Below are 13,359 nucleotides of genomic sequence, written 5' to 3' on the forward strand. Positions count from 1 at the left end.
TCCGACACTTAACATCCATCGTTTACAGTGTGGACTACTAGGGTATCTAATCCTATTTGCTCCCCACACTTTCAAGCCTAAGCGTCAGTATTGGCCCAAGTCCTCGCCTTCGCCTCTGGTGTTCTTCCATATATCTACGCATTTCACCGCTCCACATGGAGTTCCAGGACTCTCTACCAAACTCTAGACTAGAAGTTTCCAATGCATACAATCGTTAAGCAATTGCTTTTAACACCAGACTTTCCAATCCGCCTGCGCTTGTTTTACGCCCAATAAATCCGGATAACGCTTGCAACCTATGTATTACCGCGACTGCTGGCACATAGTTAGTCGTTACTTATTCAAATGGTACAGTCAAATTAGTAGCTTTCCACTCTACTAACTGTTCTTCCCAAATAAAAGAACTTTACAATCTAAAAAGACCTTCATCGTTCACGCGGCATTGCTCCATCAGACTTTCGTCCATTGTGAAAAATTCCCTACTGCTGCCTCCCGTAGGAGTATGGGCCGTGTCTCAGTCCCATTGTGGTTATTCTACCTCTCAGCATAACTACACGTCATCGCCTTGGTGGGCCATTACCCTCACCAACTAGCTGATATGCCGCACCCTCATCTTATAGCGAAGCAGTTGCTTCTTTAAAGTTATTCTCATGCGATAGGTAACTTGTTATGCGGTATTAGCTAATCTTTCGACTAGTTATCCCCCACTATAAGGCAGATTGGATACGTGTTACTCACCCGTTCGCCTCTAATGTATTGCTACATCCGATCGACTTGCATGTATTAGGCATGCCGCCAGCGTTAATCCTGAGCCAGGATCAAACTCTCAGAAAATGACAGATTCTATTCAGTTTTCAAGAAGCATTTATGGCTAACTAATTTATCTGAATCTTGTTTATCCAGCTGAGATAGCCTTTAAAATTATAACACAATGATTTAGTTTGAGAATATTTTTTTAAAAATTATTTTTTTGTTTCAACTTTTACTTTATTACTTTTATTTAAGTAACGATTAAGCATTGTTCCAATATCAAATCGTTTACTTACAAATTCACGATATTTGTGTGCAAACGGAATTGAGATTGCTCAGTTACCAAGACATGTTAGGATCGCATTAATTGGTTGAATTCATATATATAAGAAGATATTATTATGCGCAATTGCTAAACCATACATCGTAAAGAATACCGGAATAAATGTAAATAATCCTTGCATTAATGATGATAATCAAGCCATACCAATTCTTTGAGTTGATTGGAATAATAATTGCGCATTCATACTTAATGCAATAAAGATCGATTGCACCAACGTTATTCGTAAAACGATAGTAGCAATTGTTAAATTGTCAGCACCATGAATATTGAATAAATGAATTAAAATGACGTTGTTTAATCCAAACCCAAATAAAACATAAACAACCGAAGAATAACAAAAAGCAATTAATGGTACGTATCAGTAAATTTTAGTGATGTCTTTAAAGTTACGTTGACCAAATTTGAAACCACATAATGATCTTCCACCATTAATTAAACCTCAAACTGATTGCAGCATTAGATTACTAATTGGCGTGACCGAACCAAAGATGGATTGGTAATAGTTTGGCGGAAGGTTTGGTTCTATTTTCTCTGTGACTGTTACTAAATTAGTTTGAAAAACACCATTTGAAATTGATAAGGCAGCATTTCTAAAGAAACTTGCTAAACCAATCAAAAAGATTAAATATAAATAGTTTCAATTAAAGTGACCCTTCTTAAGAATATAGCGATATTCAAGATGGGTTGCTTTTTTCTTTATCAGAATAATGTTGTAAGTTACATATGCTAAACAACTTAGTGATCACCCTATCACCGTTGCGTATGCAGCAGCAGCAATACCTGCGCTTGTATAACGAATTAATAGATAATCAAAAATGATATTAATTACATTAGCAAGAGGCGGGATAATTGAAATGAATAATTGGCGACCTTCAGCTTGGTTTAATAAGAAATACATCTGATTAAATGTTTGGATCGTAAATAAACCTGCTAGTACATATACATAACTGCTTGCGTTTTGAACTTGCAGTTCTCTAAATCTTGCAAAGAAGACACTAACTATATAACCATCTCTAGAATTAATATCAATTGATTCTAAAGGTTTATTCATCGTTCCGTTAGCTGAACTTGTTAGTCAAGTTTTAGCTACACCAACAATAATCATCGAAGTAACAATACTCATTATGACATTAGTGATAAAGCCGGTTGCTCAAACTTCTTTAATCTTTTCTTCATCACCTCTTCCCAAGGCTTTTGAGAATTGATTAGCTAATCCCATCGTAATTAATAATGTTAAAGCATTAATAATTACGGTTATTGGAGCAGAAATTGAAATTGCTGCTCTAATTAAATCATTGATATTAAAAGGTGGGATCTTTAGATTATTTGATGCTGTTACATAATCTTGATATGTTCAACTATTACCTTTAGCATCAACAAAGTTAAAGTAGTTATTGTCAAAAATTGAGTCTGGATTCAAATCAGATTTAGCAACAAACTTTACGATCATAATCTGATCAACAAAGATATATAAAGCTGCAAAAAATGAAACTAGGATTGATGGGATGATAAAACGTAATAAAACAACAAAAAGCCGACGATCGTTAAATTTTTTAGTTATACGATCATTCAAAGCATTTTTGCTGTCTAATTTTTGTTTACTAGTACTTAGAGTCATAAGATTGCTGCGTATTATTCGTTTGGAATTCTTGACCAACAATTACGCTGCCATCAAGCACAAGAATTCGACGATCGTCATTTACTATATTCGTTAAAACTAGTTCGTTTTCTGAACAGATCATCCCACTAGATTCAAGGTTAAATAATTCCGACCTTTTAATATGCTTCCCTGTGTTGATAAAGCCATCAACCTTTACAACTACAACTTTAATTCCTTTTGATACGTTCGATCCACCACAAACAATTGATAGCGGTTGTTCTTTAGCTACATCAACTAAACAATGGTTTAAGTGAGTATTAGGAATTGGATTAACTTCAATTACTTGCCCGATCACAAAAGGAGATTCTAAACTTTCAAATGCGGTTAAATATTGACTAAGTAAGTGTTTTTTTAAATCTTCATTTAAAAACACTAAACCGTTGTTTTTAATTAATGAAAATAACTTCTGATCTTGCGAAACATTTAAGATATTGAAGCTAACAATTTGATCATTTTCATCATAAAAATAAATGATATTGCCAAATTGTTTTTTACTTCTGATTGTGTTTGGATCCTTAAGATATCCAATCATTGTATCTTGTAAATTTTCTAAAGAATAATACAGAGTTACTTGCATAATTAATCTTCCATTTCAACTAATAAAGCGTAGTTAGAAAAACCAGTATGAGTTGCAATAACTGGAGAAAACATTGTTTGTTCAACAGTCACAATTCCTTTTAATAATGTTTGGAATTCGTCAACAACTCTTTGTCTTTCTTTTTCATCTAAGATTGTAGTTACTACTGCTGCTTTTTTTATCTTCTTAGTTCTTAGATTAATTTTTTTATCTAAGAAATCGATTAAACCTTTTTTAGCTGATAAATCAGTTTTGGTCTTGTCAAAATATTCAAGACCACCATTAGTTGGCATCATGCTTATTAATAGTTTTAACTTTAAAGTTTTTACAAACACTGCTTTGAACCCTTTAAGACGACCGCCAGCAATTAACTGACTTACATCCGAAACTACTAAAACACCACCAAAATTTTTCTTTTTCTTTGTAATGAAATCATCTAATTCTTTTGGATCTAATTCATTATTTTTATTTTTTAGGAATTCACGAATTGATTCTAAGAATCATACAATTCCAATCTCTACAGAACCAAGATTGAAAACAAAAAATTTATCTTTGAATTCAGACTCTAGACTTTTTCAAGTTGCATAATTACTTGAAAGTTTTTCAGAGATCGGAAAACCAATCACATAATCATATTTCTTAGTTAATTCTTCCACTGTTTGATGCAAGAATCCAATAGATGATTGTGAAGTCTTAAATTTTGAGCCAGCTTTAATCTTTTCGTTTAACGTCTCTAGATCAATACCTGTGCTGGCATTATAAACCTTTTCTTCAGAATTATAAGTCTCGATGATGCTTAATGGGACTAAATAAATATCTTTTGATTCATCGGCTAAAATATTTGCTGAAGAATCGATGATAAATGCAACCTTTTTCAAAATTAATACTTCCTTACAATATTATCTACAAACAAAACTAAGGAACATAGTTCCTTAGTCATTATAATTTTTTTAATTTTTAAATAAAACTATTCAAGTACTTCTACTACTGTACCAGCACCTACAGTTCTACCACCTTCACGGATAGAGAACTTAGAACCTTTTTCACAAGCGATTGAAGAAATTAATTCAACAATAATTTCTGTGTTATCACCAGGCATAACCATTTCAGTTCCTTCTTTTAATTGAATTGAACCAGTTACGTCAGTAGTTCTAAAGTAGAATTGAGGTCTGTAACCATTTAAGAAAGCTGTGTGACGACCACCTTCATCTTTCTTAAGTGCATAAATTTCAGCTCTGAACTTTTTGTGTGGAGTAATTGAACCAGGTTTTGCTAATACTTGACCACGTTGTACATCTTTACGGTCAACACCACGAAGTAAGATACCAGCATTATCACCAGCCATAGCAGCATCTAATTCTTTTCTGAACATTTCGATACCAGTTACTACTACTTTTCTAGTGTCAGTAATACCAACGATTTCAACTTCTTCACCAACCTTAAGTTGACCACGTTCAACTCTACCAGTTACAACAGTACCACGACCAGTAATTGTCATAGTGTCTTCAATTGGTAATAAAAATGGTTTATCAACTTCACGATCAGGAGTTGGAATGTAATCATCCACTGCTTTCATTAATTCATGAATTTTTTCTTCTCATTGAGCTTCACCGTTAAGAGCACCTAAAGCTGAACCTCTAATGATTGGAGTGTTATCACCATCAAATCCGTAAGATTTAAGAAGGTCTCTAACTTCCATTTCAACTAATTCTTGCATTTCTGGATCGTCAGCAACGTCACATTTGTTTAAGAATACAACCATTTTAGGAACACCAACTTGGCGAGCTAATAGGATGTGTTCACGAGTTTGAGGCATTGGACCATCAGTCGCAGAAACCACTAAGATACCACCGTCCATTTGAGCGGCACCTGTAATCATGTTTTTAACGTAGTCAGCGTGACCAGGACAGTCAACGTGAGCGTAGTGACGGTTTTGAGTTGCGTATTCTACGTGTGCAGTGTTAATTGTAATACCACGTGCTTTTTCTTCTGGTGCAGCGTCAATTTCGTCATATTTTTTTGCTTCAGATGTACCAGCTTTTGATAACACGGTACAAATTGCTGCGGTTAATGTAGTCTTCCCGTGGTCAATATGACCGATAGTTCCAATATTAACGTGAGGTTTACTACGATCGAACCTTTCTTTTGCCATTTTTTAAATATTTCTCCTTAAAAATTTTCTAAAGTGAAACGGTCTTGAACCGTGTTTACTTATAGTGCTATATGTATTATTATAGCAATTGCTTATATATTATATTATTAAATAGCTTTTTTTAATAAAAAGTTCTAATAATTTTAAAAAAGACGCTTCATGCGTCTTTTTTAAATAAAATTGTTAATTAATGGCAGGGGTGACAGGACTCGAACCCACAACACTCGATTTTGAAGACCGATGTTCTACCATTGAACTACACCCCTAGGGCTGTTTTTTAAGCTCTTTAATATATTGTATTAGATCATTTATAGTTTTTATCTTCATCAATTTATCATCAGAAAATTGAATATTGAATTCAGATTCTAATTCGACAATAATATCAAACAGATCTAAAGAATCAATACCAAGTTCTTTGTAGCTTTTATTGATATTAGATTCATTTACTGTTACTGCCATCTTTTTCTTTTTGGCAATACTATTGATGACGCTTAAAATTTCCATAAATGCCTTATAAGTATATCAATTAAAAATTTAAATAACAATTATTCATTATCAATGGTTAACTTATCTCTAACTTTTAAGACAAATTGATCTCAATATTTTACCATCTTGTTCTGATAAATTGTCGGCTTTTTAAATGATCAAACAACGTTAATACTAATTGATCGACTTGGATTCTCAATATAATAATCAACATCGATAAAGATATCATCATTATTATTGCGAAACATTCGTGTAGATCTGATAGCTTGATAGATTCATTTTTTAATATTTCTTTTGAAGAAATTCAAATCAAACCCACTGAATGGCTTATCATTACTATTTTGGTATAAATAATCGCGATAATTAATCAGACCATCCAATTCACTAATCTTATAAAGATATTGATGAATTGAAAGATAGTAATAATAATATTTGGTCGAATCAACTTGGTATTCTAGGGGATATTTTTTAAGAGTCGGTAATAAACTATTCTTAAAATCATCATCAGGATCGGTACTAGATTTTTCACCAATATTTGGATCTTTCTTCTTTGTTGTTTTAGTACTTGAAAAGTATGTAGCTACTGCTAAACCTATCGTTCCAAAAAACAAAAAAGACGAAAGTAATCCAATAGTAATTTTTTTATAGATTCGATTCATTATTCAACAAATGAATATGATCCTATTGATTTAATTACTTTGGGTAAAATATCAATAAAATCCAATTTACTTTGATCGTCTAATCAGGAAAAATATCCGAACGAATTAGATGATTCAAGATCGTATTTTACCTTATTTATCAGCAAACTAACATGTGTTGTGTACAAACCATTTCCGCCCCTTGGTAAAAAGAAGTAGTGATTGTTAATCCCACGATTTATCACTTGATCTGCACTTGTATCATATATGTAATTGCTATTAAGCGAAAACTTAATATCAGTATTTGGCGGGTATGTTATTTGATTGGTATTTTCAATCGTTAATGTTTTTGATTCTCCATTAACTGACGTCGAATAATCAAAGATAATTCTTGAACTAAAAACGGTAACTACTGCATCAACGTTAATTGTTAGAATATCTTTAATCTGATCTAAATTACTTAAAAAACTGTAGTTCGGTTGATATCAACTTATGAATTTTTTATTTTCATCTTCATAATCGGTATTAATATTACGGTTACCCATTCTTTCTCTAAAGAAAATAAAGTTATTTAGCTTTATTTTAGTAGTTAATCTAGCATCTTTTAAGTTCTCAAGCAATAATCTCAACGCATTAGATTCTAATGAATCTCTAATACCATCTAAGATATCTTGTTGTAAATAAAGATCGATAACTAAAGGTATATCTACCCCTTCTTCAAATTTTTCTTTGGTTAGTTTTTCTAGCGGAACACTAACTTTAATAATTGCCTTTTTATAGTTGCCATTATCTTCATTAGTTATTTCACTAAAAACCGAAGGATAAACATTCCCAGCTATAAAAACATTACTTTGGATAATGTTTGGAGGTAAGGTTGAATTATTTTCAAATAAGATCTCAAAGTACAGATGGATATTATTCTGATCAGATCATGTATTTTGAAAACTTAATAACGCTCTAAAATAAATTGGATTACCGTTTTTATCAAAGATTATGCTTCCATTTTTGTCGCGCAACGGATTGAGTCTTCATCATCAGTCTTCTTTATTAATAACGATCGGTTTAGAATCGTTATTGGTATCGATATTATAGCTAATCAACATCTATTAATTCGGAATATATACTCCCAGAGAGTAAAACAAACTAAAACATGCTTTGTTTAACAATCGATAAAAACTTGCCTGACTATAATTAAATTCATTTCGGTGTTTCCTTTTTAAGAAAACGTCAACAAGGATGTTCATTTCATCTTCTTTAAGCTGTTTAAGTGTTGAATCGATTAAATTAATGTATGATTGCATTTCTGATTGATTATCAGTACTTAGGTCATCATTAAAAACGCTTTTGATAATTTTTTTATTTTCAAGGCGTTTTCTATAGAAATCATAGCGCTCTAAGTATTTTTTTGCATCATTTATAATTTTTCTGTTCATATTCTTTTACTCCTATTCAGGTTTGTGTCTATTCAAGATATGTGTTTTTTTCGTAAAAGTATGAAAAAAATTTTCAGTCATTTTAGCTTTAATTCGTTTTATGAAAAAAAAGCAACATGTGGCTTGAACAGATATAAGGATAATTTGATAATTATCCAATTTAACTATAACTGATATTTTTGCTTAATTTTGCGTTATTTCTTATCAAACATGAGTTATTTAAAGTTTAAATAATCACAGTTGATTTTTTGTAATTATTTAACTATAAAAATATTAATACGGAAAGAACGATTTAAAAATAAAAATTTTAGTAAGAACGCGCAAAATAGATTTCCACTTTTGCTTTTTTATTAGAAATAAAACATTTTTCATTAGTTTTATCATCTAAACGCTTAATAATGCATCGAGATGACGCACCAGTCCTTTCTTTAATTTGTTTTTCGTAAGCTTCTTCATCACAGTAAAAGACTTTAACAAATTTGCCATCAGCAATTTTCTTTTCAAATTCTTCAAAAGTTCTTGCTGAATCAATTTTAGATTCAAAAACTGTCTTGGCTTTTTCATACAGTTTTTGATCATAACTACTAAACAATTCTTCGATCTTTTGATCTAGGTTATCAAGATTGATGAATTGTTTTTGTTTTGAGATACGATCAATGAAAACGATTTCGTTTTTCTTTAAATCATTTGGCCCCATTAACAATACACAACAATCACCACGTAATTGTGAATTCTTAATAATTTCTCCTGTAGAATCTTTTACAAGATTTAGGTCAACACGGTATTTTGCTGAATATTTGTCAGATAATTCTTTTAATTTAGCGATTAATTCTTCATTATTATCATCAAAGATGCAGTTCAATGAGATGTGATAAGGAACAACTTTTGTCGGTAGCACTAAACCATCATCATCACCGTGAGTCATGATTATTGCTCCAATAATTCTGGTTGATATACCAGCTGACATACTGTAAACATTTTGATAATCATTATTTTTTGTTTGGTATCTGATATCAAATGCCTTTGAAAAATTTTGAGATAAATTATGTGATGTAGCACTTTGTAACGCTTGACCATCTGGCATAATTGTTTCAACGGTATAAGTTGTTTTGGCTCCGGCAAATTTTTCGGCTTCTGTTTTTTCACCAGCAACTAAAGGAATGCATAAAACATTTTTAATAAATGATTGATATAGCTTTCAAATATCTACGGCAAAGTCCTCAGATTGTTCTTCTGTTTCAAAACAGCTGTGAATTTCATGTCAAAAGAATTCACTATTCCGTAGAAAAGGACGAGTGTTTTTTTCGACTCTAAAAACACTAGTTCACTGATTATGTTTTATTGGTAATTGACGGTAATTTCTTAAAGTTTCACGCCATAAATTACAAAAAGCAATTTCAGATGTGGGTCTTAAAACATACTTTTCGTTTTCATTGCTTGTTTTGGTAACAATAAATAATTCGGGAGCGAATCCTTCTAGGTGTTTTTTTTCTAATAAGAAATCATTTTGACTTATTAGTGATGGTAAGCAAAGCTCTAAAATTCCGCGTTTATCAAATTCCTGAGTCAGTTCCTTTTTAATCTGTTGCCAAATTTTTCAACCATTAGGAAGAAACGACATAAATCCTTTAATATTTGAGTAATGAATTAAATTTCCTTTGCTAATTACTTCAGTATATCAGTCCGAAATATTGTCTTCTTTGGAAGATGATAGATTTTTTTTAAAGGCCATAAATTATCTTTTTTGTCAAACGGTGATTGAAAGGATTGAAATGATAATAATAACTAAAATTATCACAATGATCGTTCCAGCAAGAATCATTTTGTTCCTCTTGTAATTTGACACTTCGTTTTTTTCTTTTTTATTCTTCATTATATTACCTAATTAGTATAAAAAATTTTTTTTATATCTAATTGCTATCGACAATAAATCTATTAACTGGAAGTATAGCATAATGGTAATTACATAACTTCCTAAGTTCTCAATGTTGCCTCTATAAATATAAATATCTAGTAATTGACCTATAATAGATGTTCCATAAGCACCTAGTGTTATTATTGTTCTAATAATCGATTCAAACTCCAATTGATAAACTGTAACCAAATCTTTTTTGATGGAAGGAATTACATATAGTCTTAATATTTGAAAATTTGTATAAAGCTTGTTTTTTAAACTTGTTACCACTGATCAGTTTATTGAATTAATGATTACATAAACCTTTTTGGCTAATGTAGTAGCAAAATAAAATGATCCAATAAAAACAATTGTTGAAACTCCAGAATTAAATAATGGGTTAAACAATCTAAAAACGATAATTATAGGAATTGTTCTTATGATTAAAAATAACGACTTAAAAAACAATGATACGTATCTATTTAAAAGATTTGAACATAACGTTGCAAACACTAAACTAAGAAAAAAAACTATAACTAAAATAAGTAATGATTGTAGCGTTAAAATTACTAGCATTAAAATAGGATTTTCGTTAAATGTTCTTGTTACAAAAAAACTTTTATTAAAGTTAAATAATCTGTTAAAAAAGTCGGTAAAAATAGCAAAATTATTAATTTTTAATCTAATTGATAATAATGAATATAAACTAAATCCAATGATAAAAGTGAAAATCAAATAAATAATTAACATTTTCACTATTAATATCTTGTTTAAGTTTTTAGTTTTAGGGTAAGATTTTCTAGAAATTAAGTATGTTTCAAATAAATATAATAAACCTTCATTTATTAATAAGAAAATCATTAACACAACAAGTGGTATTAAAGTTGATGAAAAGTCGTTATCAATAGATATCGGATCGTTAATTAATTGTCCAATTCCTATTAAACCTACAGCAGATAAAATTGTTGTTCATCTAAAATTTGATTCCAATGAATAGGCAAACAGAACTAATATTTTCGACTTAATGTCGATAAATATGTTGTTTATAAAAGAACTAAGGTGATTTTGAGAACGGTTTATAAACTTTTTAAATTGCTCAACTTTACTATTTTCAATATAATCAGCGATGTATTTTGCAGTTCATAGCATGGAAAATCATGCAATGATAATAATCGCAGACAAATCTGAATTTAACGAAGTATTAAATAAGTTAATAAATATAACAACAGGAAATGATCTAAAAAAGATTATTGTTAGTTTAATCAAAAATGCAGTAATGCTATTTGTTATTCGCAAAGATGATAAATAACCAATGAAACAACCTAAAACAAAACCTATAAAAGTTCCTGTTACGGTAAATTTTATTGTAATCCATAAGTATTCCAAAGACTTTATGAGTAATAATAATTTATTAACCTTAGATTGATCAAAAAAATTTGAAATGTTATCTTTAAAAACGTTTCATCCATAAACATTGATACCAAACTTAATAACAACAAAAGAAACTATTGATAAAATTAAAAATAGTGTAAAAAGTACGGTAAATTTGTTAATTTTTAAAAACTTAAAGAAATTATTCTGTCTCATACTTTCTTCTAATTTCATCAATATTTAAAGAAGCGGAATTTTCAATTAATATCGGTTTTTTTTCTTGAATAATCAAAATTTTATCTGCAAATTTTTTAACGATTTCTAAATCATGAATCGAAATAATTACTGGAGCATTAAACTGTTTGGATAATTTTTTTATTTCTTTAATAACTATCTCTGAATTTAAATAATCTAAACCTGTTGTAGGTTCGTCGATTAGTAATAATTTGGGTTTTTGAAAGAATATTTTTGCAATTTCCACTCTTTGCTTTTGACCACCTGAGAGATCTTTTATCAATTTATTCATGTGTTGCAATAAGTTTAATTTAGTCAAAACTTCTTCAATCTTATTCAACACTGAAATCGGTGTTATATTAAAGATTTGATAGCATCAACTTTTTTTAATAATTCTTGCTATGTTTTCATAAACATAATCTTCAGATACTAAATTAGGAATTTGATCTAAAAAACCGAAAAATTTAGCAATTTTTCTAATTTTATGTTTACTTAAAGTTACCAAATTTTGATTATTAAAAATGATCTCTCCATTTGCTACTAATTTATTATTGGTAATCGAATTTAATAAGGTTGTTTTACCAGATCCAGATTTGCCAATTAACATTAAAATCTCAGATCCTTGTAATTCAAAATTTATGTTATCAACACTAAAATCTTTATATTTTTTATGTCTGATTGAAACATCCGAAAACTTAATATAATTATTTTTTTCCATTAATTTATCTTAGCTTTATCTTGAAACTGGTACACTTCGGTGTCAACATTATCAATTACACGGTAACCGTTGTAGCCAACAGTTGGACCATATGGATCTTCATTATTTTTCGCTAGTTCAACAATACTATTGCTTAAAGCATTAATAACATTGTTATCCAATCTCTTATTAAACACACCAATGTCATATAAAGCAGGATCGCTAAATGATAAGATTTCCACTTTTGAATTAGCGTTATTAGGATCAAAAGTATAATTTGGGCGATTCGTATTTTTATTTTGAGTTCATGCAAAAGAATTCATATCATCAAAAACAATATGAATATTAGCATTTACTCCAATATCTCTACCTCTAATAGATTGATAATTATTTATTGTTAGATTCGAATTACCAAAGTGTTTTTTAAGCAAGTTTAATGGATAAATATAACGACCATTAGAAGACATCCTACCCCCACCGATACCATAACTAGAAAACATAGCTCAATTTTTAGTTGTTCATGCTTCTTTAATTTTTGTTAAGGTTTCTTGATCGCCACCAATTAAGATCATTCCACGATAAAAACTAATTAAGTCGTCGGCTGGACCATAAAAATATTCATATTTATTTCCATCCCACATACGATTTTGATCAGTTCAATTACGGTAAGGTATTTCATTAAATAATTCGCTTGTTTTTGCCGCTTTTTCATCCAATTTTCCAGATTCGTAAAAGTCGGGTGCGTTATCAAATTTAAAAGCTCTTGTTAATGTTTGTAGTTTTGGAATATAATCTTTATCGTTGCTTTTAATTGATGATGAAGAAACAAAAGCCAGATCAGTTAAATTAGCCTTAACTCGATCAATACTTGTATTACCGTCAGCCGTTAAACTTGATGTTATGTTTACTGGCATACTTAGTTTTTCACTTACTAATTTACTTAACTTTTGTAAGTAGTCATTCATTACCGAATTTGAATCGTGGTCAATCTTTAGATCAACTTTTAATTGTAATGTTTTTGACTTATCGGGATTATTTGCATATCCACATGATGATAAAATTGATCCAGATAATAAAAATGAACTTGTGATTAAAAACAATTTTTTAATTGTTTTAGACATAAA

14 protein-coding genes, 1 tRNA gene and 1 rRNA gene are annotated in these 13,359 nt (G+C 30.0%); 1 reads left to right on the top strand and 15 read right to left on the bottom strand.

Features of this window, described 5'->3' with window-relative positions; translation table 4 throughout:
- The 13 genes from P690_RS0101985 to P690_RS04505 all read right to left on the bottom strand — a co-directional run.
- Positions 1-834 (bottom strand): 16S ribosomal RNA (locus P690_RS0101985); the annotation flags it as partial.
- Between the two features lie 128 nt (positions 835-962).
- Positions 963-2,711 carry an MATE family efflux transporter gene (locus P690_RS0101990; RefSeq protein WP_027122122.1) on the bottom strand — a complete coding sequence of 583 codons (1,749 nt, stop codon included), beginning with the start codon at positions 2,709-2,711 and terminating at the stop codon, positions 963-965.
- A complete protein-coding gene (gene ytpR / locus P690_RS0101995; RefSeq protein ID WP_027122123.1) occupies positions 2,695-3,330 on the bottom strand; it encodes a YtpR family tRNA-binding protein in 636 nt (211 codons plus the stop codon). Before ytpR ends, P690_RS0101990 begins: the two co-directional genes overlap by 17 nt.
- 2 nt (positions 3,331-3,332) lie before the next feature.
- Entirely contained in the window at positions 3,333-4,208 is an 876-nt protein-coding gene (locus tag P690_RS0102000; RefSeq protein ID WP_027122124.1) for a DegV family protein, read from the bottom strand.
- Positions 4,209-4,297: 89 nt separating this feature from the next.
- Positions 4,298-5,482 carry an elongation factor Tu gene (tuf, locus tag P690_RS0102005; protein ID WP_027122125.1) on the bottom strand — a complete coding sequence of 395 codons (1,185 nt, stop codon included), beginning with the start codon at positions 5,480-5,482 and terminating at the stop codon, positions 4,298-4,300.
- 191 nt (positions 5,483-5,673) lie between these two features.
- Positions 5,674-5,748 (bottom strand) — tRNA-Trp (locus tag P690_RS0102010).
- Positions 5,747-5,986 carry a phosphopantetheine-binding protein gene (locus P690_RS0102015; protein ID WP_027122126.1) on the bottom strand — a complete coding sequence of 80 codons (240 nt, stop codon included), beginning with the start codon at positions 5,984-5,986 and terminating at the stop codon, positions 5,747-5,749. The genes P690_RS0102010 and P690_RS0102015 overlap by 2 nt, the downstream gene beginning before the upstream one ends.
- A 41-nt stretch (positions 5,987-6,027) precedes the next feature.
- Positions 6,028-6,627: a DUF5452 family protein gene (locus P690_RS0102020; RefSeq protein WP_027122127.1), complete on the bottom strand. Its 600-nt coding sequence runs from the start codon at positions 6,625-6,627 to the stop codon at positions 6,028-6,030.
- Positions 6,627-7,709, bottom strand: coding sequence for a DUF5443 family protein (locus P690_RS0102025; RefSeq protein ID WP_027122128.1), 1,083 nt, complete (start codon positions 7,707-7,709; stop codon positions 6,627-6,629). The genes P690_RS0102020 and P690_RS0102025 overlap by 1 nt, the downstream gene beginning before the upstream one ends.
- 3 nt (positions 7,710-7,712) lie before the next feature.
- Positions 7,713-8,039: an MG284/MPN403 family protein gene (locus P690_RS0102030; RefSeq protein ID WP_027122129.1), complete on the bottom strand. Its 327-nt coding sequence runs from the start codon at positions 8,037-8,039 to the stop codon at positions 7,713-7,715.
- 307 nt (positions 8,040-8,346) lie between these two features.
- The gene (gene proS, locus P690_RS0102035; RefSeq protein WP_027122130.1) at positions 8,347-9,771 is read right to left on the bottom strand and encodes a proline--tRNA ligase; all 1,425 of its coding nucleotides are present in this window, start codon (positions 9,769-9,771) and stop codon (positions 8,347-8,349) included.
- Between the two features lie 3 nt (positions 9,772-9,774).
- Positions 9,775-9,912 carry a hypothetical protein gene (locus P690_RS04425; RefSeq protein ID WP_169729881.1) on the bottom strand — a complete coding sequence of 46 codons (138 nt, stop codon included), beginning with the start codon at positions 9,910-9,912 and terminating at the stop codon, positions 9,775-9,777.
- 12 nt (positions 9,913-9,924) lie between these two features.
- Entirely contained in the window at positions 9,925-10,923 is a 999-nt protein-coding gene (locus P690_RS04505; protein WP_245576668.1) for a hypothetical protein, read from the bottom strand.
- Positions 10,924-11,095: 172 nt separating this feature from the next.
- On the opposite strand from P690_RS04505, the gene P690_RS04510 reads away from it, so the two are divergent.
- Positions 11,096-11,242, top strand: coding sequence for a hypothetical protein (locus P690_RS04510; RefSeq protein WP_245576669.1), 147 nt, complete (start codon positions 11,096-11,098; stop codon positions 11,240-11,242).
- Between the two features lie 264 nt (positions 11,243-11,506).
- On the opposite strand, the gene P690_RS0102045 is transcribed toward P690_RS04510, so the two are convergent.
- Positions 11,507-12,256: an ATP-binding cassette domain-containing protein gene (locus P690_RS0102045; protein WP_027122132.1), complete on the bottom strand. Its 750-nt coding sequence runs from the start codon at positions 12,254-12,256 to the stop codon at positions 11,507-11,509.
- A complete protein-coding gene (gene cypl / locus P690_RS0102050) occupies positions 12,256-13,356 on the bottom strand; it encodes an ABC transporter thiamine pyrophosphate-binding lipoprotein p37/Cypl (protein ID WP_027122133.1) in 1,101 nt (366 codons plus the stop codon). Before cypl ends, P690_RS0102045 begins: the two co-directional genes overlap by 1 nt.
- Positions 13,357-13,359 lie beyond the last annotated feature (3 nt).

The organism is Mycoplasma imitans ATCC 51306, assembly GCF_000518305.1.
In the GTDB taxonomy this organism is placed as follows: Bacteria; Bacillota_I; Bacilli_A; order Mycoplasmatales; family Mycoplasmoidaceae; genus Mycoplasmoides; species Mycoplasmoides imitans.